The 22,869-nt window shown below is 70.8% G+C and carries 24 protein-coding genes; 7 read left to right on the top strand and 17 right to left on the bottom strand.

Features of this window, described 5'->3' with window-relative positions; all coding sequences use genetic code 11:
- Window positions 1-83 precede the first annotated feature (83 nt).
- From Val02_RS07250 to Val02_RS07235, 4 genes are all read right to left on the bottom strand, one after another.
- Window positions 84-866 (bottom strand): helix-turn-helix domain-containing protein, encoded by a 783-nt coding sequence (locus tag Val02_RS07250; protein WP_239152512.1) that lies wholly within the window; start codon window positions 864-866, stop codon window positions 84-86.
- Between the two features lie 63 nt (window positions 867-929).
- Complete coding sequence (locus Val02_RS07245) at window positions 930-1,517, bottom strand: DUF6879 family protein (protein WP_373317865.1); 588 nt, start codon at window positions 1,515-1,517, stop codon at window positions 930-932.
- A complete protein-coding gene (locus Val02_RS07240; protein WP_239152509.1) occupies window positions 1,429-1,731 on the bottom strand; it encodes a hypothetical protein in 303 nt (100 codons plus the stop codon). The genes Val02_RS07245 and Val02_RS07240 overlap by 89 nt, the downstream gene beginning before the upstream one ends.
- 90 nt (window positions 1,732-1,821) lie before the next feature.
- Window positions 1,822-2,229 (bottom strand): nuclear transport factor 2 family protein, encoded by a 408-nt coding sequence (locus tag Val02_RS07235; protein ID WP_203898136.1) that lies wholly within the window; start codon window positions 2,227-2,229, stop codon window positions 1,822-1,824.
- A gap of 85 nt (window positions 2,230-2,314) precedes the next feature.
- Between Val02_RS07235 and Val02_RS07230 the strand changes: the two genes are divergently transcribed.
- The gene (locus tag Val02_RS07230) at window positions 2,315-3,148 is read left to right on the top strand and encodes a helix-turn-helix transcriptional regulator (protein ID WP_203898135.1); all 834 of its coding nucleotides are present in this window, start codon (window positions 2,315-2,317) and stop codon (window positions 3,146-3,148) included.
- Here the strand turns inward: Val02_RS07230 and Val02_RS07225 are convergent.
- The 3 genes from Val02_RS07225 to Val02_RS07215 form a co-directional block, all read right to left on the bottom strand.
- A complete protein-coding gene (locus Val02_RS07225; RefSeq protein WP_203898134.1) occupies window positions 3,135-4,322 on the bottom strand; it encodes a hypothetical protein in 1,188 nt (395 codons plus the stop codon). The genes Val02_RS07230 and Val02_RS07225 overlap by 14 nt on opposite strands.
- Entirely contained in the window at window positions 4,315-4,875 is a 561-nt protein-coding gene (locus Val02_RS07220) for an RNA polymerase sigma factor (protein WP_203898403.1), read from the bottom strand. The genes Val02_RS07225 and Val02_RS07220 overlap by 8 nt, the downstream gene beginning before the upstream one ends.
- 68 nt (window positions 4,876-4,943) lie before the next feature.
- A complete protein-coding gene (locus Val02_RS07215) occupies window positions 4,944-6,176 on the bottom strand; it encodes a glycosyltransferase family 4 protein (protein ID WP_203898133.1) in 1,233 nt (410 codons plus the stop codon).
- A gap of 248 nt (window positions 6,177-6,424) precedes the next feature.
- On the opposite strand from Val02_RS07215, the gene Val02_RS07210 reads away from it, so the two are divergent.
- Window positions 6,425-7,432, top strand: a complete 1,008-nt coding sequence (locus Val02_RS07210; protein ID WP_203898132.1) for a right-handed parallel beta-helix repeat-containing protein — start codon at window positions 6,425-6,427, stop codon at window positions 7,430-7,432.
- Window positions 7,429-8,634, top strand: coding sequence for a glycosyltransferase (locus Val02_RS07205; RefSeq protein ID WP_203898131.1), 1,206 nt, complete (start codon window positions 7,429-7,431; stop codon window positions 8,632-8,634). The genes Val02_RS07210 and Val02_RS07205 overlap by 4 nt, the downstream gene beginning before the upstream one ends.
- Here the strand turns inward: Val02_RS07205 and Val02_RS07200 are convergent.
- Entirely contained in the window at window positions 8,573-9,952 is a 1,380-nt protein-coding gene (locus Val02_RS07200; protein WP_203898130.1) for an O-antigen ligase family protein, read from the bottom strand. The two genes, Val02_RS07205 and Val02_RS07200, sit on opposite strands and share 62 nt — an antisense overlap.
- Window positions 9,949-10,845: a hypothetical protein gene (locus Val02_RS07195; protein ID WP_203898129.1), complete on the bottom strand. Its 897-nt coding sequence runs from the start codon at window positions 10,843-10,845 to the stop codon at window positions 9,949-9,951. The genes Val02_RS07200 and Val02_RS07195 overlap by 4 nt, the downstream gene beginning before the upstream one ends.
- Before the next feature lie 243 nt (window positions 10,846-11,088).
- Between Val02_RS07195 and Val02_RS07190 the strand changes: the two genes are divergently transcribed.
- Together Val02_RS07190 and Val02_RS07185 are read left to right on the top strand one after the other, a co-directional pair.
- Complete coding sequence (locus Val02_RS07190) at window positions 11,089-11,742, top strand: class I SAM-dependent methyltransferase (protein ID WP_203898128.1); 654 nt, start codon at window positions 11,089-11,091, stop codon at window positions 11,740-11,742.
- 31 nt (window positions 11,743-11,773) lie between these two features.
- Entirely contained in the window at window positions 11,774-12,445 is a 672-nt protein-coding gene (locus Val02_RS07185) for a hypothetical protein (RefSeq protein WP_203898127.1), read from the top strand.
- Between the two features lie 4 nt (window positions 12,446-12,449).
- Here Val02_RS07185 and Val02_RS07180 read toward each other — a convergent pair whose 3' ends face one another.
- From Val02_RS07180 to Val02_RS07150, 7 genes are all read right to left on the bottom strand, one after another.
- Entirely contained in the window at window positions 12,450-13,481 is a 1,032-nt protein-coding gene (locus Val02_RS07180; protein ID WP_203898126.1) for a TolB family protein, read from the bottom strand.
- The gene (locus Val02_RS07175) at window positions 13,478-14,710 is read right to left on the bottom strand and encodes an MFS transporter (protein ID WP_203898125.1); all 1,233 of its coding nucleotides are present in this window, start codon (window positions 14,708-14,710) and stop codon (window positions 13,478-13,480) included. Before Val02_RS07175 ends, Val02_RS07180 begins: the two co-directional genes overlap by 4 nt.
- Window positions 14,710-15,798 (bottom strand): DegT/DnrJ/EryC1/StrS family aminotransferase, encoded by a 1,089-nt coding sequence (locus tag Val02_RS07170; protein ID WP_203898124.1) that lies wholly within the window; start codon window positions 15,796-15,798, stop codon window positions 14,710-14,712. The genes Val02_RS07175 and Val02_RS07170 overlap by 1 nt, the downstream gene beginning before the upstream one ends.
- Window positions 15,779-16,462 (bottom strand): acetyltransferase, encoded by a 684-nt coding sequence (locus tag Val02_RS07165; RefSeq protein ID WP_203898123.1) that lies wholly within the window; start codon window positions 16,460-16,462, stop codon window positions 15,779-15,781. Before Val02_RS07165 ends, Val02_RS07170 begins: the two co-directional genes overlap by 20 nt.
- Complete coding sequence (locus Val02_RS07160) at window positions 16,459-17,556, bottom strand: DegT/DnrJ/EryC1/StrS family aminotransferase (protein ID WP_203898122.1); 1,098 nt, start codon at window positions 17,554-17,556, stop codon at window positions 16,459-16,461. Before Val02_RS07160 ends, Val02_RS07165 begins: the two co-directional genes overlap by 4 nt.
- A 110-nt stretch (window positions 17,557-17,666) precedes the next feature.
- Entirely contained in the window at window positions 17,667-18,629 is a 963-nt protein-coding gene (locus Val02_RS07155) for an NAD-dependent epimerase/dehydratase family protein (protein WP_203898121.1), read from the bottom strand.
- Window positions 18,626-19,687 carry a Gfo/Idh/MocA family protein gene (locus Val02_RS07150; RefSeq protein WP_203898120.1) on the bottom strand — a complete coding sequence of 354 codons (1,062 nt, stop codon included), beginning with the start codon at window positions 19,685-19,687 and terminating at the stop codon, window positions 18,626-18,628. Before Val02_RS07150 ends, Val02_RS07155 begins: the two co-directional genes overlap by 4 nt.
- 271 nt (window positions 19,688-19,958) lie before the next feature.
- On the opposite strand from Val02_RS07150, the gene Val02_RS07145 reads away from it, so the two are divergent.
- Window positions 19,959-20,789, top strand: a complete 831-nt coding sequence (locus Val02_RS07145) for a glycosyltransferase family 2 protein (protein WP_203898119.1) — start codon at window positions 19,959-19,961, stop codon at window positions 20,787-20,789.
- Entirely contained in the window at window positions 20,786-21,667 is an 882-nt protein-coding gene (locus tag Val02_RS07140; RefSeq protein WP_203898118.1) for a glycosyltransferase family 2 protein, read from the top strand. Before Val02_RS07145 ends, Val02_RS07140 begins: the two co-directional genes overlap by 4 nt.
- On the opposite strand, the gene Val02_RS07135 is transcribed toward Val02_RS07140, so the two are convergent.
- Window positions 21,664-22,866 (bottom strand): esterase-like activity of phytase family protein, encoded by a 1,203-nt coding sequence (locus tag Val02_RS07135; RefSeq protein ID WP_203898117.1) that lies wholly within the window; start codon window positions 22,864-22,866, stop codon window positions 21,664-21,666. The genes Val02_RS07140 and Val02_RS07135 overlap by 4 nt on opposite strands.
- Window positions 22,867-22,869 lie beyond the last annotated feature (3 nt).

The raw sequence follows: 22,869 nt of genomic DNA, 5'->3' as shown, positions 1-22,869 counted from the left end.
GCAGCACGACAACGCAAGCTCGCAACGACGCTAGGAATCGGAGCCCCACGCAATCAACGAACTTCTACGAAGTTGCATCGCAGCTACGGCAGGGCGGCTTCCATCAGTACGCGGGCAGCAGCGCCGTACAGTGCCAGCGCCGCCAGCTCGCCGAACGCCTGGACGTACATTTCGACCTCGCGTGGCTGTGTGATGGTCAGGTAGCCGGACACCAGTTCAACGTTGACCTGTGCGGCATCGAAGAGCCAGAACCCTTCGACGGGCCACCGGCTTCGGTCCGGACGCATGGGAACCACCCCGACACTGACGTTCGGCAACGTGGCGATCGTGATCAGGTGGTGGAGCTGAGCCGCCATCACCGCAGCGCCGCCGATACCGGATCGCAGGACGGATTCCTCGATCAGGAAGGCGAAGCGATGGTCGCCCTCATACAGCATCCGCTGGCGCGCGATACGGGCGGCGACGGCCTGTTCGACGTCATCGACAAGGCCGCGACGCCGTTGCACCGCGCGCAACGCCGCCTCGGTGTAGCCCGGAGTCTGGATCATGCCGGGTACCAGCCAGGAGGAGTACGAACGGAAATTGCGCGTGCGCTCGTACAGGGGCAACCGGGCCTCCTGAGCTCGGCGCAGGCCGGTCCGCTCCATCCGGCGCCACTCGATCCACATGCCCTCGACCGTTCGCAATGAGGCCACCAGGTCGGGAATCTGGTCATCCGCTCCGCAGTTGGCGGCCCACAGCTGTATGTCGTCCTCCGACGGCGGGGTCACCGCATGCTCGATCCGCGAAATTTTCGAGGCGTGCCACCCGCACCGGGCCGCCAGCGCCCGGCCGGTCAGCCCGGCGTCGCGACGCAGCTCGGCCAACCTTGTGCCGAGTACCTGTCGGGCCTGCTGAACGCTCGACGACGCTGCGGGCATGGCAAGGAGTCACACTGGCCGATAGTGCTCGTGCGGGACGGCCCGCTCCCAAACGGCTTCGAACGCGGCGGCGCACCGCTTGATCACGTCAGAGTCTCGACACAGCTCCATGCCGGGATCGGCCCATTGCCCGTCACCGGTGAAGTGATTGAAGATCACCAGATCATTGTCGAAGATCCAGAGGTCGACGCCGGGTACCAGTAGGTCGACGGTCCGGCGGCGGGGCAGCCACCGGACCTGCTCACCGGCCGAGACGTTGGTGAAGGTCCCGTCGTACTCGTAACGGACGTAGTCGCTGATCGGCTCGGAGACGATCCGGGCACGACGCATCGCCACGCCCCTAGCGGTTGCGGCGACCACGACATCGAGCCAAGGGCGCCACCACGAGGTCCGATCGACCGGGTCCAACCGGTGCCCCTGCTGCCACGCCAGGAATGCCGGATCGTCGCGCATGTAGCTGTCGCGCATCTCGAGGTGGACGGCGGAACTCCTCGCCGACGCCAGCGCATCACGAACCGGTGTTGTCACTGCGAACCTCGCCGTCGGGCCGCGGAATGAACTGCAGCATGTTCGCCGGAAGCCGAACCACCGTCTCATGGTCGGGAACGTCGGTCGAGTGGCCGGGAACGGAACCGACCTCGCGGCACTGCCGCATCGTCGCCTCGTCGGCGCGGTAGGACTGGATCACCAGATCACCCGTGTCCTCGTCGAGCCAGATCGTCGGTGAGCCGTCATCAGGTGTGTTCGGATAGATCCCGAGAAACTTTAGTCGCATCACAGCCCTCCAGGCGCCGTCGTGTGCGGACCGCACGACCCTACGGCTGCGCAAAAGATCGAGATTGCCGAATTTCCGCCTCAGGTCACCCGATCGAGTAAGAAGACGCTGAGCGCTTACCGGGCGCTATCCGAGGTTGAGGGTGGCCATCGTCACCGGGTTCGCGTACTCGGTCATGCGCCTCACCAGACCCTCGTCGGTCAGCTCGAACTTGAACACGACGACGTTGCGGTACGGCGTGCCGCCGGACAGGACCATGTCGCTGGTCCCCTGCACGAAGACGACCCGGCCGTCGTCGCTGACCGTCCACACCGGATCCGTGATGCCCACGTGCGAGAAGTGGGTGACGAGCAGGTTGACGAAACCCGCCACCTGCTCGGTGCCGGTGAAGACCAGCTGTGGGTCGGTCGAACCGTCGATGTTCATCGGATAGACGACGGTCGGCTCGGGTGCGAAGAACCGCATGACGATGTCGGGGTCGCGGCTGCCGAACGCGGCGAGGAGTTCCTGGACGATGTGCAGTGAATCGCTCATGGCGCCGACGCTAGGAGCGGCCCCGCGGACCTCCGTGGTACCGCCGGTCCCACCCTGTTCCACCGGCTGCGGGGAGACTGGCGGCATGAACGAGTTCGGAGCGCTCCTGCGTACCGCGCGCGACCGGGTCCGACCCCGCGACCTGGGGCTCCCGGCGGGAGGCACGCGCAAGGTGCCCGGCCTGCGCCGCGAGGAACTCGCCGCGTTCGCCGGCCTGTCGGTCGACTACGTCATGCGCCTCGAACAGGGCCGCGCGGACAACCCGTCCCGGCAGGTCGTCGCCGCGCTCGGCCGTGCCCTGCAACTGTCCCGCGCCGAACTCGACCACTTCTACCGCATCGCCGGCCACCTTCCGCCGACCGATCTCATGGTGCCCACGCACATCGGCCCCGGCGTGCTGCGGCTGCTGACGCGGCTGTCCGACACCCCGGTCGCCGTGTACGACGCGGCGTGGACGCTGCTGTCGCACAACGTCGTGTGGGGCGCGGTGCTCGGGCCGACGCCGGTCGGCCGGGCGGCCAACGTGGCGTGGGCGGCGTTCACGAACGACCCGTCGACGGTGTCGGCCGGCGGGCCGGAGGCGTTGACCGCCCTGCGGCGCGCGTTCGTGAGCGACCTGCGCCGCACGTCGGCCCGCTACCCGCACGACCCGTTCCTGCGTCAGCTCATCGCGGACCTGCGGGAGACCGAGCCGGTGTTCGCGCGACTGTGGGCCGAGGGCGGCGACGCGTCGACGTACGTGGCCGAGGGCAAGACCGTGACGCACCCGGCGGTGGGCACGCTCACGCTCGACTGCGACGTGCTCACCTCGGTCGACCACGACCTGCGGATCCTCGCCTACACGGCCGAGCCCGGCTCAGACTCCGAGCGGAAGCTGCGGAGCCTGGCCGGGCAGTTGAGCGGGCTCAGCTCGCCTTGACGGTCACCGTGACCGTGTTGTTGTCCTCCTTGCTGTCCCGCGCCACGTTGTCGTACACCCGGATCTCGGCCTGACCGGCCGGGTTCGCCGTGGTCGTGAGCACCAGGTCGACCGTTGTCGACGCGCCGGCCTCCACCGCCGGCAGCGAGCACTGCGCGGGGCCGTTCAGCAGAGCGCAGTCGAGCGAAGCCGTCATGATGCCGGCGGGCAGCCGCACGTACAGGATCGGATTCGCCCGCAGCTGTCCCGCGTTGCGGACCGTCACCCGCAGGGTGCCGCGCCACTGCCCGTCGGGCTGCCGCACCATCGTGAGCTCGCCGGCGGTCGGGCTGAGTTCGACCCGGTTCAGGTTCGGCGGGAACGTCCACGGGCCGCCGATCTGCACGAAACCGGTGCCGTTCCAGCCGTAGGTGCGCCACTGGTGCTGGGACAGGTTCGGGTCGCCTCCGCAGCAGACCTCGTAGTCGCCGACGTCGATGCGGATCTGCCCGTTGTCGGTCACCTGAATTTCCCAGATCTTCGCCGGCTCCTTGCCGTCGTCCTTGGCCCAGACCGTGGTGAGCACCGTGCCGACGTTCCTGATCCCGCCGTCGGCCGTGCGGTCGAAGACCACCACCCTGGAGTAGCCGGTCTGCGCCATCCGGCAGTACAGATGCACCACCGACTCCTTGCCGCCGTCGCCGTCGATGTCCACCTGGAGCGGCTGGCCCTCCATCCACAGGTACTCGTCACTGCCGGCCTTGCCGTCGGTGAACTTCACCTGTCCGGTCTCGCAACGCGTCGGGGTGGACGGGTACGTCGGCCACGCGGCGATCGGCAGCGTTCCGTTACGCAGTTCCGACGCGGGAATGGCCGGGGCGTCGGAGGACGCCGGGGGGCCGGACGGCCCCGGGGAGCCCTGCGGAGGAACGTCCACCATGGACGGTGACGTCGAGGTCCCGGTGCCCACGGTCGGGCTCGGGTTCGGACCGTTGTTCGCCAGCGCGAGGCCGGTGAGCGGGGCGATGATCAGCGCCGCCGCCAGGACTCCACCGGCCACCGTGCGCTGCCGGCGCCGCCGCCGGACGGTCCGCACCGCGGCCTGCGCGCCGAGCGGCCGGATGTGCCCGGACACCTCGCGGCTCACGTCGGTCAGGACGGCACCGACCAGGTCGTCGCGTTCGAACTCAGACATCGTTCCCCTCCTTGACCTCCGCGCCGATGTGGGTGGCGAGCGCGGCGCGCCCGCGATGCAGCCACGACTTGACCGTGCCGATCGCGACCCCTTCCTGCGTCGCGATGTCCGCCACGCTCAGGTCGCCCAGGTAGTGCAGCACCACGGCGCGCCGCTGCGCGTCGGGCAACTTCGCCAGCGCCGCGACGGCGGTGACCCGGTCCGGGCTCGGCCCCTCGACGTGCTCGACCCGCTGCTTGAGCAGGTACTGCACGGCGGTCTTGGCGCGCCGCCAGCGGCTGTTGGCCAGGTTGAACGCGACCCGCCGCACCCAGGCGGTGGGGTCGTCGTACTCGACCAGCTTGGACCAGCGGCTCAGTGCCCGGCAGAACGCCTCCTGAACCAGGTCGTGCGCCAGGTCCAGATCCCCCGTGTAGACGTACAGCTGCGTCGCCAGCCCCCTGAACGACGCCGCGTAGAACTCCTCGAAACCGACCGTGTCGGTTGCCCGTTCCAGCCGGGCCGGTGCCCATCCGGACACGGCCGGCCGGACGTCACCGACCTCACCGTTCATGAGCACGACCGCTCCCCTCGACCCTTCGCACGGGAACACCACCCCGTGGGGGGTCGATAGGTTGCAGCCTATTTTCCGATGGCGTTGAAGTCGTCGCGGGCCCGCGTGCCGCGCAACCCTTCGTAGCGGCGGCGCAGCTTGTGGGAGAAGACCCCCACCGCGGAGCGGGCGGCTTCTCCCGTGTCCCGGCCGCGGGAGCGCGGACGGGCCAGCGCATCCCGGTAGATCTTCTCTTGAACGGTGGCCGCACGCTGCAGGCTGAACCGTTCGACGGCCAGGGTGCGGCCGTACTCGCCGAGTGAGCGGCGCCGGTCGGGGTCGCGCAGCAGTCCACTGAGGATCGCGGTCAGCCGCTCCTCGCCACCGGTGCCGTCGCCCAGCCCGTACCAGCCCTGCTTCAGGAAGGTGTCCACTGTGGACGGGGTGAGCAACTCCCAGAAGCCGCGTTCGCCCTGCACCACCAGCGGCTTGCCGAACGCCAGCGCGCGCAACGCCGATCCGCCCATGCCGAGCATGACGTCGGCGGCGGCGTAGGCCGGCCGGGGGTCGAAGAGCGCACCCGTGAGCACGACCGCGCGGCGGCCGGCGCGGGCGTTAGCCTTGGCGGCGCGTTCCTCCACTGTGGAGCGTGCGTCGCCGTCGCCGACGACGATGAGGCGGACCGGGGTCTCGGCGCCGAGCGCACCGACGACGTCGATCGCGGTCAGGATCCCCTCGAGCTTCAGCTCGGGCACGAGGCGGCACACCACGACCAGGTCGACCGGCCCCGGCTCCAGGTCGTGCGCGGCGCGGAAGTCCTCGACGGGGTGGCCGGGCGCGTTCGCGTCGACGTCGACGGGCGGCTCGATGAGGTACGTGGGGCCGCGCCGGCCGGCCGCCGCGCGTTCCCTGATCTCCTCCGTGCCGACCACCAGCGGCAGCGACCCGGGCAGGAACGGCGCCACCGACATCGACATCACCGTGCACACCGCGGCGGCGCGCGGGTTGCCGAGCACGGCCGCGTTGGCCTCGATGCCCGGCGGCCACTCGTAACCGTGCACGATGTCGACGCCCCGCTCGGCGACCAGCCGCCGCAGATACCGGCTCACGGTGCCCGAGGGCCGCCGCCGATCGGCCGGAACGCCCAACCGGGGCAGCCCCAGCTCGGCGACCCGCCGCAGCAGCGGCCCGTCCTCGCTGACGATCGTGACCTCGTGGCCCAGGTCGCGCACGGCGGCGGCGAGTTCGATCGCGTTGAGCTGGCTGCCGCCCAACTCCATCGCGTGCGGATAAACCAGGATGTTGAGCCGCTGCGCGTCCATTCCGCCGATCCTAGTGAGCGAATTGAGCAAACACGTCCCTCATCGCGCCGATCGCACATCCCCTCTCCCGGTGGACCGCGCCGCCGATCAGTCGTCGATTCCGGCACCGAAGATCGAAGGGCGGAAAAAGCCGGAACGTGGACATTCATCGACAGTTTCAGGGCTAATTCACCACGGTGCCTTCCGTTATCCTCGGGCGCGTGCTTCGTTTAGCTCGATTCACGCGTCGGCAGCTTGTCATCGGGGCCGTGGTGCTCGTGTTCGTGCTCGCGGCCGGCGGGGCCGTCGCGTGGTACGCGGCGAGCGACCCGTGCGGTGGCGACGGGTGCCGTCCCGTCGACGCGGCCGCCTCGGCGGGGCCCGGCTCCGGCGAGGGCAGCGCCGCCGACCCCGGGGCGAGCGTGGACCCGTCGGCCTCCGCCTCCGCGAGCGCGTCGGCGAGCGCCTCCGCCAAGCCGAGCGCCAGCCGGACGGCCGGCCCGGCGACGGTGGCCGGCGGCTTCCCCAACGCGGGCAACACCGGCGTTCCGTCGGGCAAGCAGCTCAAGGCGAGCGGCGGCATCCGGGTGCAGAAGGCCGGCACGGTGATCGACGGGATGGAGTTCAGCGGCGACATCAGCGTCGAGGCCGACAACGTGACGATCCAGAACGTCCGGGTCACCACCACCGGCCAGTGGGGCATCATCCAGCGGCAGGGCGTGAGCGGGCTGGTCGTCAAGGACTCGGAGATCAAGGGCAACGGCCGGGAGCAGCTCCAGTTCGGCGTGATCAACCAGGGCGGGATGATCACCATCCAGCGCAACGAGTTCGCCGTGCTCTCCGATCACATTTCCACGAACGTCGGTCTGATCGTCGACAACTACATTCACTCGCCCAAGTTCTACCCCGGTGACCATATTGACGGCATTCAGTCGAACGCCGGCCCGGGAAACGGACAGACGCTCATCATCCGGCACAACACGATCATCATCGACTACGACCAGACGGCGGCGATCGCGCTTTTCCAGGATTTCGGCCTGCAGCACAGCGCCCTGATCGAGAACAACCTTCTGGCCGGCGGCGGTTACACCGTTTACGGCGGTGCCGGAAAGTACGGGAAGTCCCACAACATCCGGGTCGTCAACAACGTGTTCAGCCGCCAGGTCTATCCGAAGGGCGGTAACTTCGGCCCCGTGGCGTACTGGGACAACGACGGCAACGGCAACGAGTGGTCCGGCAACGTCTGGCAGGACACCAAGGAGCCCGTCACACCATGACCCGGTGGAACGTTGCGCGTCGGGACCTGATCGTCTACTTCGCCAACAGCACCTGGTACGGGCCGGCCGGCACCGACCGGCACATCACCCGCGCGCTCAGCGCCCACGCGCCGGTGCTGTACGTCGAGCCGCCGGTGTCGATGCTGACGGCGTTGCGCAATCCGGCATACGCGCGTTCGCTCGCGCAGGCGCCACCCGTCGAGGTCCTCGACGAGCGCATGGCGCGCGCCGTCACCACCGTGGCGCCCGGCATGACGAAGCGAGGGCTGCACCACCTGACCGCGCCGATGGTGCGCCGCGCGGTGCGGGGCATCGTGGACGGGTTGATCGGCCCGGGCCGGGAGCCCGTGGCGGCGCTCGTCTCCTGCCGCGCCAAGCCGCTGTGGGGTGCGCTTCCCGCGCGGCGCAGGCTCTTCTACGCCACCGACGACCTGCCCGCGGGCGCCGCGCTGCTCGGTGAGCCGCGGGAGCGGCTGCTCCGCGACGAGGCCCGCACGCTGCGGGGCGCGGACGTCGTCGCGGTGGTCTCCCCCGGGCTGCGGGAGCGCTACGCCGCCGGCGGTCACGACGCGGTCGTGGTGCCCAACGGCTGCCTGCCGGCCGCCTACGACGGCGTGGACACCGCTGCCCTGCCGGACGACGTCGACCTGCCCGGCCCGATCGCCGGCTTCGTCGGCTATCTCAACCACCGCATCGACGTCTCGCTGCTCTCCGCCGTCGCGCGGACCGGGGTGTCGCTGCTCATCGTCGGGCCGGTGGTGCCCGGCTACGACATCTCCGGCCTGGTGTCCCGGCCCAACGTGCGCTGGGTGGGCGCGAAGGACTTCGACGAACTGCCGTCCTACCTGCGGCTGATCGACGTCGGGCTGACGCCCTATGCCGACACGGAGTTCAACCGGGCGAGCTTTCCGCTCAAGACGTTGGAGTACCTGGCCGCCGGGCGCCGGGTGGTGGCCACCCCGCTGCCTGCCAACGATTGGCTCGGCACCGACCTGATCGCCGTGGCGAGCGGGCCGGCGGAGTTCGCCGCCCGCGTGGAGCGGGAAGTCGCCGCCCCGCGCGATTCCGCGCCACGGCGGGCGTTCGCCCAGGAACACACCTGGGAGCGGCGGGCCGCCGTGCTGGCCGGGCTGCTCGGGATCAACCGTCCCGCAGGAACCGGTCCGGGATCGAGGTCCGCACCGCGCGCCGCGGATGGGTGAAGCGCCACACGGCCCCGCACAACCCGATCGTCACCGCCATCGTGATGGCGTAGGTGTCGAACCAGAGCGAGTCGAACGTCGCCGACACGAACATCGCGATGATCTGGGTGCCGATCAGGGCGGCACACAGGTGCTTGTCCTCCGCGCTCGTCGCCCGGCGCAACGCGATGATCGCGAGCACCATCGCGGTGAGGAACAGCCCGGCGAGCAACGCACACCCGAGCAGCCCCTGGCACAGGGCGGTCGACAGCCACTGGTTGTCCAGGTAGATGTACTGCGGCACCACCCACGAACCGGTCCCGCGCCCCAGCCACGGCCGCTGCGCGAAGTAGTAGCCCACCAGTTCGTAGTCCTCGGTGCGCGAGGTGATGCTCGGATCCTCCGAGATGTTGGTGAACATCTCCACGATCGTCATGGCGAACGACGGCTTCACCGCGCCCAGCGCCCCGAACACGCCCGCGCACATGACCAGCACGTTGTAGCGCATCCGCCACGTCCACAGCGGCACCAGGCAGGCCATCGAGATGCCGATCGCGACGATGCCGGTGCGCGAGATGGTCGCCGGGATGCCGGCGCCGATCAGCACCGCGGCGATCAGGTAGCGGCGGCGTTCCTCCTTGGTCGGGCCGAAGCGCGCCAGGTGGATGGCGAACGGCAGCGCCGTCGCGAGCACCGCGCTCAGCTCGATGTAGTGCGACGTGGTGCTGGCCACGCGCAGACTCCCGCCGCGCACCTGCAACTCGGGCGCGGCCCGGATCTCCTCCAGGCCCGGCAGCACCAGGTATCCCGACAGCGGCTGGGACAGGGCCGCCTCGGCGAGGCCCACGAGCGACATGAACGCGCTCGCCCACACCATCGCCTTGAGGAACGTGCGCAGCCGGTCCCAGTTGGACAGCCCGTCGGAGAGCCCGAGCACCACCCCGGAGAACGCCGCCATGCCGAGCAGCCACCGGTCGGCGGAGTTGGCCTCCATGCCCGTGTAGCCGCGCTGGAACCCGACCGCGTACGACAGCAGCAGCGAGAACCACCACGCGACGAGCGCCCAGCGGATCGGCTGCGGGCCGGTGAGCGTGAGGCCGGGGCTCATCCGCGCGATGACCCACCAGCAGAACATGCCGAGCGCGACCACCAGCGCGGGCCGGCCGATGTCGGTGGTGCCCGGCAGGATCAGCCGGGCCGGGATGACGGTCAGGAGCGTGAACATCAGCCCCAGCACCATCGCCGCGTCGAAGCGCAGTATCCGGCGGCGGGTGATGTAGGTGCGCAGCTTCACCCGGGACGGTTCGAGGTCGCCGGGGTGGATCGAGGAGGCCGTCAACGCGGCGTACTCCCGCTCCCGTTCTGCCGTTCGACCGTGGCGTTGCGGGGCAGGATGATCGTCACCTCGCTGGAGGAGACGTCGGTCTCCCGCCGGCCGCCGCTGCGCCGCCGACGCATCGCGGCCACCTCGACGTCCTGCTGCGCGTCGAACGCGGGCTTGATGGAGGTGCCGTTGGAACTGAGGATGCGCGGCACGATCGGCGCCCGGGCCTCGACCGTCGCGGCGGTGGGGATGATCGCCGTCGCCGTCGGGTCGCCACCGGGATCGTGGGGATCCGGCGTCGGCTCGGACTTGACCGCCGCGCTCTGCTTGCGCCGGGTCCGGGTCCGCATCCAGGCGTCGAAGCCGATGGTGAGGCCGGCCGTCGCGAGCAGCCCCGCGCCGAGAACGGCGATGAGCGCGCGCTTGACCTTGCCGCCGGTCTCCTCCAGGTTTTGCCCGTTGTCCAGGCGCCGGCTGGAGATGAGGCCGATGTCCGTGACGCCCTGGTCCGTCTGGAGCACCTTGACGGTCTCCTGGAACCGCTGCATGACCGCGTCCATCGTCGCCATGACCTGGCCCTCGCTGGTCCCGATGACGGTGACCGTGAGCGTCGGCGCCGGGTAGCCCATGTCCAGGACGACGTTTTCGCTCAGGCCCCGCTGGCCCAGTTCCTTGAGGAACGACTTGTCGATCGTCGCGTAGTTGGCCGCCTGGAGCAGGGACTGCAGGCCGGTGTCGAGCCACACGTTGCGCAGCTCGGTGTTCTTGGTGTTGGTGGCGGCCTGCGGCGGGATCAGCTGCACATAGCCGACGCCCTTGTAGTCAGGCTTGACCGTCGTGTAAGCCCATCCGCTCAGCAGAACGGTGATCACGACGAGAGGCAGCGCGACGTACCACCGTCGGAACACCAGTCTCGTGAGATCCCAAAAGTCCACGGACTTCTCTCTTTCCCGACGGGGTTGCACCAGACCTGCAACGAACAGGGTACGGCCATCAACCAGGGGGTCGGAGACATCCGAAAGGGCCTCATTTATCGTCCTGTCAGAATTTGGACCCGGCTCGCCAGAGGGTATTGGCGCCCGGTGTGCGACGACTAGCTTGCTGAACGTGGGGCGATTTCGCGCCCGGCTCGCTTCGAAGGGATCATCCGCATGGCGTCGCAGTCGATTCGGGAGCGTGTCGTCGGGGACGGCGACTCGTGGGCCAGCCGCCGCCGGGCCGAACGGTGGGCTTGGCTGCTGCGGGCGTTCCCCCGTCTGGACGAGATGACGGTCCTCGACCTCGGGGGCTACCCGTCGACCTGGATCCAGGGCGACACCCGGCCCGCCCACGTGCACGTGGTCAACATCGAGGACCTGGACGCCAACGTCCCGGACTGGATCGCGGTGGACCGCGGCGACGCCTGCGCGCTGCCGGCCGAGATCGCCTCGCGCCGGTACGACCTCGTCTTCTCCAACTCGGTCCTGGAGCACGTCGGCGGGCACGAGCGGCGCATGCGCTTCGCCGAGAACGTCCACAAACTCGCCCCCGCGCACTGGGTGCAGACGCCCTACCGGTACTTCCCCGTGGAGCCGCACTGGATCGCGCCGGGGATGCAGTTCATGCCGGTGCGCGCGCGTGCGGCAATGGCGCGCCGATGGCCGCTCGCACACGTCAGATCCGCCAATCTTCGGGATGCGCTTGACGGCGTCCTCTGGACCGAACTGGTCGACAAGACCCAGATGCGTTATTACTTTCCCGATTCCGTCATCCGGAGCGAACGGGTACTCGGACTGACGAAATCACTGATCGCGGTAAAGCCGTAATCTTCGCGCTTTTCCCGCCGATGACGCGGGGGTGAGCGTTCGGCCCGCCGTTCCGCCCCGCCCCTCCTCCGCCGGCCGGCGGATCGGGGGGCGTCGCGGCGTGCTCGCGGGTCTGGTGGCCGGTGTCGCCGCGCTCGCCGCGCTCGGCGGGTGCAGCCTGGTCCCCGGCCTCGGCGGCTCCGGCGGCGGCGCGGGCAGTTCGGGTACCGACGGGGCCGGCGGGGCCACCTGGCACTACTACGACCAGGGCCAACGCGTGGAGTCGACCACGCCCGAGGTGATCTGGCCGGCGAAGACGTCCCGCAGCCCGCTGAGCCTCCCGTCGTACGACCCCAACCTGCCGAGTTCGAGTCCGGGGCCGGTGTGCGTGGACTGGCTGGAGCAGGGGCAGATCAACGGGCTCACGGTCGACGTCGGCACCACGCCGGGGCAGGTGACCGTTCGCTGGCCGAACACGGTCGACCCGCGGCTGATCTCGTACCGGCTGGCGACCACGCCGCAGCAGCTGCCCGGCGGCTCCCATCCGCCGTACGACTGGCGCGACGTGGAGCCGGCCCCGGACTGCCAGGAGATGACCGCCACGATCACCGGGCTGACCAGCGGGCTGCGCTACGTGTTCTGGCTGGACGCGGTGGTGACGACGGCGTACCGCGGGGTGCGCGAGCCGATGATCGCCCGTTCGGAGGCGATCACCGCGCCGTAGGCATTCAGCTCGCGGCGCCGACGACCGCGGGCGACCAGGCGTCGGGGATCAGGACCCTGGGCCGGCCGGTGCCGTCCGCCGGTACCGCCCAGACGTCGCTCGTCGCCGCGCCGGTGTCGCCGGTGCGGGCCAGCCCGTAGGCGACCGTGGTGTTGTCGATCCACTCGGCCTGGTCGTCGAACGAGCGTTCCTCGGCGAGCAGGGTCTCGGCACCGGTGCGCAGGTCGTAGACGGCCAGCCGCCACTTGCCCGCCGCCAGCGTCCCGTGCTTCTTGAACGCGATCCGCGTGCCGTCGGGCGACAGCGACGGGCACTCGACGTCCTCCCGCACCGACACCATCGAACGGCCCGAGATGCTGCCGCGCACCAGCCACGTCTTCCCGCCGGAGGACGCCGTCGCGTAGAAGGCGTCGTTGTCGTCGGTGAACGTCACGCCCCAGAAGTTCCGGTCGGCGGCGGTGATCTGCTTGCCGTTCACGGTCAGCGTGAAGTTCTCCAGCTCCCCGATCTCCCCGCCGCCGGCCTTCGTCAGCACCGTTCGGGTGGAGAACTGGCCCGGGTTGGCGTAGGAGTCGCCGTACACGAACGTCGTCGTCGCGATGAGCGAACCGTCGCGCGAGATGCGGGCCCGCGACGGCAGGCCGGCCAGCGGCGCGCTCTGCCGGGGCTGCCAGTCGGCGCCGAGCAGGTCCACCCGGTACGTGGTGACGAGTCCGCGTTCGGCCATCAGGCACAGGGTCTCGCCGGGGCGCGCGTAGATGCGGTCGCACGCCGCGGGTGCGAAGGCCCGCGCCCCCGCGGGGTCCGTCAACGGCACGAGCGCCACCCGCCCGTACCCCTCGCCGAGCGCGGTGCTGCGGAACACCAGGTGCGGCACGGCCTGCACCGCGCCGAGCCGGTCCGACGTGGGCACCTGTGCCGGCCCGGCCTCCGGGGGCCGGTGCTCGGCGCGGGCGCGCAGCACGTAGAACGTTCCCCCGGAAACGGCGAGGACCACGACGGCGACGAGCGCGACGATCTTCCACCTGGCGCTCATGCGGCGGCCTCGGTGTTTCGCAGCAGCCACCAGGCCACCGGCAGGACGACGGTCAGCAGCCCGGCGACGAGCAGCAGCGCCGACGACGGCCCCATGGCCAGCCACAGCGCCCCGAACCCGACCGACGACCCGAACCGCGCGACGGCCACGACGGTCTGCGCCGCCGCGATCCCGCTGCCCCGCGCGCCATCGGGCACGAGCCGGCTCACGAACGCCGCCAGCACCCCGTCCGTCGCCGCGTAGAACGCCCCGACGAGCAGCAGCGTCACCAGCGTCCACGCGGTGCCGACCGACGGCAGCGCGGCGGTCAGGTACACCGCCACGAGCACCACGTGCCCGCCCAGGAAGACCTTCGCCCGCCCGATCCGGTCGGCGAGGCGGCCCAGCGGGACGGCCAGCACCAGATAGGCGACGTTGCTGCCGACGTAGAGCAGCGGGAACCACCGGGCCGCGAAGTCGTCGCGGTGCTGCAGCGACAGGTACATGAACCCGTCCCCGACGGTCAGGATGCCCAACAGCCCGCAGGCGATAAGCGGCCGCCTCAGGAGCACCATCGTCCGCAGCAGGTCCCGCGGCGCGGGCTTGCCGCCGGAGGGAGCGGGCCGCCGGTCCGGGACCAGCAGGACGATCACCGCCACGCCCACGATCGCGAAGGCGAACGACACCACCCACACCGAGTCGTACCCGCCCGGCACCGCCCACAGCAGCGCGAACGCCACCAGCGGCCCGAGCGCCGCGCCGACCGTGTCGAGCGTGCGGTGCACCCCGAACGCCCGCCCCCGCACCTCCGGGTCGGAGGCGTCGGCGATGAGCGCGTCGCGCGGCGCGGTGCGCAGCCCCTTGCCGAGCCGGTCGGCCGTCACCACACCGGTGACCGCCACCCAGCCGGCCGCGGGCAACATGGCGATGCGGCTCACCGCCGAGATGCCGTAGCCGGCGGCCGCGACCCACTTGGGGCGTTCGTTGCGGTCGCCGAGGTAGCCGCCCGCGATCCGCACCAGCGCGCTGACGCCCTGGTAGATGCCGTCGATGAAGCCGTACGCCAGGACCGCCAGGCCGAGCGTCGCCGTGAGGTACAGCGGCAGGACGGCGTTGACCATCTCGGAGGAGACGTCGGTGAGCAGGCTGACGATGCCGAGCAGCACGACGGTGCCGGCGACCTTCTTCCGCCGCCCGGTGGGGGCGTCGGGCTGGTCGCCGGCGGGCCGGTCGCGGACGGAGACGTACATCAGGCGAGCGCGGCCTTGAGGCGTTCGACGACGAGTTCCTGCTGCGCCTCGGTGATCTGGGGGAAGAGGGGCAGCGACAGGATCTTCGTCGCGGCCGCCTCGGCGTGCGGGAAGGCGCCCTTCTTGAGGCCCAGTCCGTCGAACGCCTTCGTCAGGTGCACCGGCGTCGGGTAGTGGATGCCGGCGCCGATGCCGTCGGCGTTCAGCCGCGCGACGACGCCGTCCCGGTCGGCCGGCACCTGGATGACGTACAGGTGCCAGACGTGCTCGTTGCCCTCGAGCGTCACGGGGCGCACCACGTCCACGTCGGCCAGCAGGGCGTCGTAGCGTTGCGCCGCCGCGCGGCGGGCCGCGTTGCCCTTGGCGAGCCGGGCGAGCTTGGCGCGCAGCACGACCGCCTGGAGCGCGTCGAGGCGGCTGTTGCGGCCGATCAGGTCGTGCGCGTACTTCACCAGCCCGCCGTGGGCCGCGATGGTGCGCACGGTCGTCGCCAGGGTTTCGTCGGTGCTGACGACGGCGCCGGCGTCGCCGTAGGCGCCGAGGTTCTTGCCGGGGTAGAAGCTGGTGCCGGCGATGCCCCACGACCCGGCGCCGCGCCCGTGGCGAGTGGCGCCCTGGCACTGCGCGGCGTCCTCGATGATGATGGTTCCCTTGTCTGCCAGGCGTTCCACAGGTGCGAGCTGGCCGTACAGGTGCACCGGCATGATCGCCTTGGTCCTCTTGGTCACCGCTGCGAGCGCCGCGTCGGTGTCCATCAGGTACGTCGCCGGGTCCATGTCCACGGGAACGACCGTCGCGCCCGCGCAGGCGACCGCCTCGGCCGTGGCGATGAACGTGTTCGCCGGAATGATCACCTCGTCGCCGGGTCCGACGCCGACGGCGCGCAGTGCCAGTTCGAGCGCGTCGGTGCCGTTGGCGACGCCGACGCAGTACGGCACACCGGTGAACTCCGCGTACTCGCGCTCGAACGCCGCCACCTCGGCCCCGCCGACGAAGGCGGTGTTGGCGATGACGCGCTTGAACCCGAGTTCGACCTCCTCCGCGACCTCGGCGTGCGCGGCCTGCAGATCAACGAGCGGTACTCCCATGGGGCTGCGTCTCCTTCGTGACGGTGGAACGGAGGCGACGCGCGGGGTTGCCCACCCACACCTCGCCCGGTGGAACGTCGTGCAGCACGACCGAGCCCATGCCGATCAGCGCGCCTTCGCCGATCCGGACCCCCTGCCGGACAAGGGCACCGCTGCCCAGGTACGCGGCCGGTCCGATGCGCACATTCCCGCCCAGCCGAACGCCCGCGGCGATCGTGACGAAGTCCTCGACGACGTCGTCGTGCGTGAGCACCACGTGCGGCATGACCGCCACGTGGGCCCCGACGGTGACGTCGGCGGTGAGCACGGTGTGCGCCAGGAGCACCGTGCCGGGCCCGATCAGGCAGCCGCTGCCGACCTCGGCCGACGGGTGAACCAGCGTCGCGTAGCGCTCGGCCGGCAGGCCCAGCCTCGCCACGACCCGCTTGCGCACCCCCGGGTCGTTGGGATTGCCGATGCACACCACCACGCCCGCGGTCGCCTCCTGGGCATGCGCCAGCGGGCCGACGATCGGGACGCCGCCGCGCGAGGTGCCGTGCAGCGCCGGTTCGTCGTCCAGGAAGCCGAGCAGGTCCCAGGTGGGCCGCACCCGGTTGACCGCCGCGACGACGGCGGCGGTCTCCCGGGCGAGCCCTCCGGCTCCCGCGATGAGGAGCGGTTTCACAGCAGCTTCGTGAGGGTGTCCACCACGTGATCCTGATCGGTCTCGGTCAGCTCGTGGAACAGCGGCAGGATGAGTGAATCCCGGGTGATCCGTTCGGTGTTCGGCAGGTCGGCCGGCACCGCGTAGGCGGGCTCCGAGTGGGCCGCCATGATGCCGCGCCGCGCCGAGATCCCCGCCTCGGCCAGCCGCGCCAGCACGTCGTTGCGGTCGTAGCGCTGGTCCAGCAGCACCCAGAACGACTGGTAGTTGGTCGTCCCGTACGCCGGGTCCCGCACGGGCACGACGCCCTCCACGCCGTCGAGGCGTTCGTGGTACCGCGCGGCCAGCTCGCGCCGCCGGGCCACCATGGCATCCAGCTTCGCCAGCTGCACCAGCCCGATCGCGGCCTGCACGTCGGTCATCCGGTAGTTGAACCCGGTCTCCAGGTACTGCTCCAGCACGGGCTGCGCGCTCTTGTGCCGGTCGGCGGCGGAGACGCTCATGCCGTGTTCGCGCAGCCGGCGCAGCCGGACGGCGGCCTCGCCGTCGTCCAGGGTCAGCGCGCCGCCCTCACCGGTGGTGATCACCTTCCGCGGATGGAACGACCACGCCGCCACGGCCGCACCCGTGCCCGCCGGCTTACCGTCCACTGTGGACCCGGCCGCGCACGCGGCGTCCTCGACCAGCGCGACGCCCCACCCGGCACAAGCGGCCCGCAGGGCACCCGTGTCGAACGGCACCCCACCCTGGTGCACCGCGATCACGGCCCGGGTGCGCGACGTGCGCACCGCGTCGATCGTATCGACGGTCAGGTTGCCGGTCGCGAGCTCCACGTCGGCGAAGGCGGGGGTGGCTCCCACGTACCGGGCGGCATTGGCCGTCGCGATGAACGACAACGACGGCACGATCACCTCGTCCCCGGCCGACACGCCGGCGGCGACCAGCGCCAGGTGCAGCGCGGTGGTGCAGGAGCTGACGGCCACCCCGTGCGAGGCCCCCACGTAGGTCGCGAACTCCTGCTCGAACCGCGCCACCCGCGGCCCCTGCGCCACCCAGCCGGAACGCACCGCCTCGGCGGCGGCAAGCGCCTCTTCCTCACCCAGGAAGGGCCGCATGACCGGAATCAGTGCTTCCCGCGCAAGCGCGGGCCGGCGCCCGGAGGCACCGTCTTCCCTCGTCGCTTCGCTCCTCAGTCCAGACGGCGCCGCGCCGTCCCGCTGCGCGCTCATACGCTGTCCCTCTCCGACTGCCACCACGACACCAGATCGGCAAGTCCCTCGCGGAGTTGATACTCCGGCCGCCATCCGAGTTCCTTCTCGGCGCGGCCGATGTCGGCGAGCCGGCGCGTCACGCCGTTGACCGCGCGCGGCGGCCCGAACTCCGGATCCGGCTTGGCGCCCATCACCTCGGCGAGCATGCGGGCCAGCTCGACCAGGCTCGTCTCGACGCCGCACGCGATGTTGTACACGGTGTCCGTCACGTCGGCCTCGGCCGCCAGGACGTTCGCCCGCGCGATGTCCTTGACGTGCACGAAGTCCATCGTCTGGAGCCCGTCGCCGAAGATCAGCGGCGCCTTGCCGTCGACGATGCGTTCCATCCAGCGGATGAGCACCTCGGTGTAGAGCCCGTAGATGTCCATCCGGGGGCCGTAGACGTTGAAGTAGCGCAGGGCGACGTAGTCCAGCCCCTTCATCGCCTTGAACGACCGCAGCAGCATCTCGTTGTACGCCTTGGCGGCGCCGTAGATGGTGTCGTTGTCCCACGGGTGGTGCTTCTCGGTCGTGGGGAACTCCTCGGCTAGCCCGTACACCGACGCCGACGACGAGGCGATCACCTTGCGCACCCCGGCCTCGGCGGCGGCCTCCACGACGTTGAACGTCCCGTCGACCAGCACCTCGTTGGCGAGCCGCGGCTCCTCGGCGCACTGCGTGATGCGGATCGCCGCCAGGTGGAACACGAGGTCCCGGCCGGCGGTCAGCTCGGTGACGAGCGCGCGGTCGCGGATGTCTCCCTCGACCAGCCGCACCTTTCCGGAGGACAGCGCGGCGGCGAGGTTGGCGTGCCGCCCGCGCACCAGGTTGTCCAGGACGACGACCTCGCGGGCACCGCCCTCCACCAGCAGGTCCACCACGTGCGAGCCGATCGTCCCGGCCCCGCCGGTGACGAGCACCCGGGAATCGCGGATCACGCCTTCACCTCCACGGGAGTACCGGCATTGCGCAGGCTTTCGGAGGCCGCTTCGAGCAGGCCCAGCACCCGCAGCCCGGAACGCCCGTCGGTCAGCGCCGGCCGCCCGCCCCGGATCGCCTCGCCGAACTCCGTCACCATCGCCCGCAGCGCCTCGCGTTCGGCCAGCGCGGGGGCCACCATCTCGCCCGAGCGGTACGAGATGAGCAGGTCCCGCCGCTCCTCCGAACCGAGCGCCTCGGCCCCGGCCAGGTCCACGCCCCGGTCGTAGACCGCGACCCGCTGGCTCGGGTTCATGTCGTCCCACACCAGCGTCCGCTTCGAACCGCCGACGATCATCGTGCGCACCTTCACCGGCGAGAGCCAGTTGACGTGGATGTGCACGATGCCGCCGGTCGACAGCCGCACGGTCAGGTAGGCCACGCAGGAGTTGCCGGCGCCGATCGGGTCCGCCCCGACCGCCGACACCGACACCGGGCTGACGTTGTCCGGCAGGATGAAGTCCAGGATCGACAGGTCGTGCGGCGCCAGGTCCCACAGCACGTCGATGTCGCGCTGCACCAGGCCGAGGTTGATCCGCACGGAGTCGATGTAGTGCAGCTCGCCCAGTTCGCCGCCGCGCAGCAGCTCGCGGATGCGCAGCACCGCCGGGGTGTAGCAGAAGGTGTGGTCGCACATCAGCGTGAGACCGCGCCGTTCCGCCTCGTCGACCAGGCGTCTCCCCTCGTCGAACGTTGCCGCGAGCGGCTTCTCCAGCAGCACGTGCTTGCCGGCCGAGAGCGCCGCCATGGCCACCTCGAGATGGGTGCCGGCGGGCGTCGCAATGGCTACCGCGCCCACTGCGGGATCGGCGAGTACCGATGCGAGATCGTCAGTCGGACGCACGGTCGAGTAGCGCCCTAATACCCGCTCCGCGCGGGTCTTGTCCAGATCTACGAGCCAGCGGAGATGAAATTCCGGACAGGCTTGAAAATTGCGGACGAGGTTGGGCCCCCAGTAACCGGCCCCGACGACTGCGACGCCGATCGGCTCTTCGGCATCTGCCGCAGCAAGCGACATGTTCGTCTAATCCTTCTCTCGACGGACGTGGAAGGCGAATTCGGACACCGTTCCCCGGTGGCGTCTTATCTCGCCTGATCGCGCAGGTCGGGCGTACCCTGGCTGGAGCGAAGCTACTGGCACCGAATGCATTTCCGACACCCTTGGGACGGATTCCTGGCGAAGAGGTTTCGCATCTCGGGACGCTCGGATTACATGGCCGCCGGACGGTCAGCCAGAGCTGACCATGATCTGACTTGACCCTCCTGCGTGGAGTTGGTGGACTCGGCGCGTGATCAGCGTGGTCGTACCGGCCCACAACGAATCCGCCGTATTGGGCCGGCTGCTGTCCGGTCTGCTGCGCGACGCCCTTCCCGACGAGTTCGACGTGATCGTGGTGGCCAACGGCTGCACCGACGACACCGCCGACGTCGCCCGGGGCTACGGCGTGACCGTCCTGGAGTCGCCGGTCCCGTCCAAGTTCGCGGCGCTGCGCCTCGGCGACGAGCACGCCAAGGGCTTCCCGCGGCTGTACGTCGACGCCGACGTCGAACTGCGCACCGACGACGCGCGGGCCCTCGCCGACGCGCTCGCCGAGCCGGGCGTTCTGGCCGTGGCGCCGGCGCGCGACGTCGCCCTCGACCGCCGGCCGCTCTCCGTGCGCTGGTACTACCAGTTCTGGGAACGCCTTCCCGTGGTGCGCGAGGGCCTGTTCGGCCGGGGCGTCATCGGCGTCAACGCCGCCGGCAAGGAACGCCTCGGCGCCATCCCGGACGTGCTCGGCGACGACCTGGCCGCGTCGGTGGCGTTCGAGCCGGCGGCCCGCCGCGTCGTGCCGCGCGCACGGGTCACGGTGCACGCGCCACGCACCCGCGCGGATCTGGTGAAGCGGCGGGTCCGTTCCGTCACGGCCACCACGCAGCTCGCCGCGCGCACCGCCGCGACGGACTCCGCCCGCACCACCCGCGGCGACCTGCTCGGCGTCCTGCGCCGCGAACCGGCAATGGCGTTGCGGCTGCCCGTCTTCCTCGGCATCACCGCGATCAGCCGCCGGAGGGCGCGGCAGCATATCGTTGCCGGTGATTACACGACCTGGCACCGCGACGAGAGCAGCCGCACATGAGTATCGCCCTGGTGGTGGTGACCTGGAACAGCGCGAACGCGTTGCCGGGTCTCCTCGAATCGATCCCCGCGGGGCTCGGCGAGTTGCCCTACGAGCTGATCGTCGTCGACAACGACTCCGCCGACGACACGGTCGAGGTGGCGCGGCGCCTCGCGCCGGAGTGCGTCGTGGTGCAGACCGGCCGCAACGCCGGCTACGCGGCGGGCATCAACGCCGGGCTGGCCGAGGCGAAGCCGCACCGGGCCACGATGGTGCTCAACCCCGACATCCGGCTGGCGCCGGGCAGCGTCGAGACGCTCTTCTCCCAGCTGGGCGGGCGCACCGGCATCACCGTGCCGATGATCCGCCACGACGACGGCTCCCTCGCGCACTCCCTGCGCCGCGAACCGACCGTCGCGCGGGCGTTCGGCGAGGCGCTGCTGGGCCAGCGGGCCGGGAAGTACCGGGCGTTCGGCGAGACGGTCGTGGACGAGGCGGCGTACCGGCGGACCGGGCCGGCCGACTGGGCCACGGGCGCGGCGATGCTGATCTCGGCCGAGTGCGAGGCGGCCTGCGGGCCCTGGGACGAGTCGTTCTTCCTGTACTCCGAGGAGACCGACTACGCGCTGCGCGCCCGGGACCACGGCTTCCAGACGAAGTACGTCCCGTCCGCGTCGGTCACCCACCTCGGCGGCGAGTCCCGGGTATCACCCGCGCTGTGGAGCCTGCTCACGGTCAACAAGGTGAAGCTGTACCGCAAGCGGCACTCCGCGCCGAAGACCGCCCTGTTCTGGTCGGCCGTCATGCTGCGCGAGGCGAGCCGCGCGGCGATCGGCCACAAGCGTTCCCGTAGCGCGGCGGCGGCCCTGCTCGGTCGCCGCCGCGCCATGAACAACTAGGGAAGGACCCGCCGGTCGGCCCTGAGCTTCTCCGGCAGCCGGATCTCGATGTACTCGTTGTTGTCGGGCTTCCCCGCGGTGCGGCCGGTGGAGAACGGGAAGTTGTTGTCGTTCAGCACCGCGACCGTGCGGTCGTCGAGGATCACCACGTCCTCGATCGTCTGGAACGGGAAGCGGAACACCGGCCCGAAGCCGCCGAGGTTCTTCGGGTCGGCGAGGTTCAGCAGGTCGGCGGCGAGCGTCTTGTCCAGGTAGCCGTCCCGGTCCCGGTCGCGCTTGTCGGCGATGAAGAGCTTCTTCGTGAACGCCGTGTCGCCCTGGCCGCCGTCGCGTTCGATGATGAGCAGGCGGTCGTTGTCGATCGAGATCGCGTCGCCGATGGCGTTCGCGGGCGCGTCGAGCCGGTACTTCCAGCGGCGCTCGGTGTAGCGCCCCGCCCGCAGGTCGAACTCGTTGAGCCGCAGCACACCCGCCTCGTCACCGGCGACGGTTCCCTCGAGCAGCGGGTACAGCTTCTGCTTGTCCGGCGCGAGCGCCATCCCCTCGAACCCCTTGCTGCTGGGCAGGTTCGGGTTGCCGGCCGCGTTCTCCGGGGCGCGCACGTCCGGCAGCGGCACCGGCGCCGACAGCAGCCGGCCGCCCCGGTCGAAGTGCAGCAGCCACGGCCCGAACTCGTCGCCGATCCAGTAGGTGCCGTCGCCGGCGCGCACGATCGACTCGACGTCGAAGTCGGCGCCGGTCAGCACCCGGTCCGGCCGGGTCAGCGGGAACGGCACGTACCTCTTCGGGTCGGTCAGGTGGATGCCGCCGACGACGTCGACGGCGCCGGTGCGGGTGTCCGGCGCGATGCGCTGGATGCGCAGCAGGAAGTCGGCGCTGTTGGCCTTGTTGCCGTACCCGTTGTCGGAGAGCACGTCGTAGGTGCCGTCGCCGTTGCGCAGCACGCCGCTGAAACCCTGCACCGGCTGGTCCGCGAACGGCGGCGTGATCCCGTTGACGGGAGCGGTGCCGAGCAGCGCGCCGGAGGGTTCACTCCCCGGCAGGAACGTCTCGGCGGGCAGCGCGGCGAAGCCGGTGAGCGTGGCGGGTCCCGCGGGGCGTCCCGCGGACGCGGCGGAGGCCGGCAGTGCGGCGAGCCCGGCGGCAAGAGCGAGCGCCAGCAGGCCTGAGCCGAGCCGGCGACGCGTGGAGTCGGTCATGAA

It is taken from the genome of Virgisporangium aliadipatigenens (assembly GCF_016863615.1).
Lineage (GTDB): Bacteria > Actinomycetota > Actinomycetes > Mycobacteriales > Micromonosporaceae > Virgisporangium > Virgisporangium aliadipatigenens.
The sequence above is the reverse complement of the archived record's forward strand: the minus strand, read 5'-3'. Positions and strand labels throughout refer to the sequence as shown.

What these genes read in the sequence shown, in the direction of transcription:
- Val02_RS07220 (WP_203898403.1), bottom strand. Translation starts at nt 4,875, where the DNA reads ATGAACGGTGAGGTCGGTGACGTCCGGCCGGCCGTGTCCGGATGGGCA.
- Val02_RS07170 (WP_203898124.1), bottom strand. Translation starts at nt 15,798, where the DNA reads ATGGGAGTACCGCTCGTTGATCTGCAGGCCGCGCACGCCGAGGTCGCG.
- Val02_RS07140 (WP_203898118.1), top strand. Translation starts at nt 20,786, where the DNA reads ATGAGTATCGCCCTGGTGGTGGTGACCTGGAACAGCGCGAACGCGTTG.
- Val02_RS07160 (WP_203898122.1), bottom strand. Translation starts at nt 17,556, where the DNA reads ATGCGGCCCTTCCTGGGTGAGGAAGAGGCGCTTGCCGCCGCCGAGGCG.
- Val02_RS07225 (WP_203898134.1), bottom strand. Translation starts at nt 4,322, where the DNA reads ATGTCTGAGTTCGAACGCGACGACCTGGTCGGTGCCGTCCTGACCGAC.
- Val02_RS07150 (WP_203898120.1), bottom strand. Translation starts at nt 19,687, where the DNA reads ATGTCGCTTGCTGCGGCAGATGCCGAAGAGCCGATCGGCGTCGCAGTC.
- Val02_RS07245 (WP_373317865.1), bottom strand. Translation starts at nt 1,517, where the DNA reads ATGAGACGGTGGTTCGGCTTCCGGCGAACATGCTGCAGTTCATTCCGC.
- Val02_RS07135 (WP_203898117.1), bottom strand. Translation starts at nt 22,866, where the DNA reads ATGACCGACTCCACGCGTCGCCGGCTCGGCTCAGGCCTGCTGGCGCTC.
- Val02_RS07180 (WP_203898126.1), bottom strand. Translation starts at nt 13,481, where the DNA reads ATGAGCGCCAGGTGGAAGATCGTCGCGCTCGTCGCCGTCGTGGTCCTC.
- Val02_RS07230 (WP_203898135.1), top strand. Translation starts at nt 2,315, where the DNA reads ATGAACGAGTTCGGAGCGCTCCTGCGTACCGCGCGCGACCGGGTCCGA.
- Val02_RS07205 (WP_203898131.1), top strand. Translation starts at nt 7,429, where the DNA reads ATGACCCGGTGGAACGTTGCGCGTCGGGACCTGATCGTCTACTTCGCC.
- Val02_RS07175 (WP_203898125.1), bottom strand. Translation starts at nt 14,710, where the DNA reads ATGTACGTCTCCGTCCGCGACCGGCCCGCCGGCGACCAGCCCGACGCC.
- Val02_RS07215 (WP_203898133.1), bottom strand. Translation starts at nt 6,176, where the DNA reads ATGGACGCGCAGCGGCTCAACATCCTGGTTTATCCGCACGCGATGGAG.
- Val02_RS07190 (WP_203898128.1), top strand. Translation starts at nt 11,089, where the DNA reads ATGGCGTCGCAGTCGATTCGGGAGCGTGTCGTCGGGGACGGCGACTCG.
- Val02_RS07235 (WP_203898136.1), bottom strand. Translation starts at nt 2,229, where the DNA reads ATGAGCGATTCACTGCACATCGTCCAGGAACTCCTCGCCGCGTTCGGC.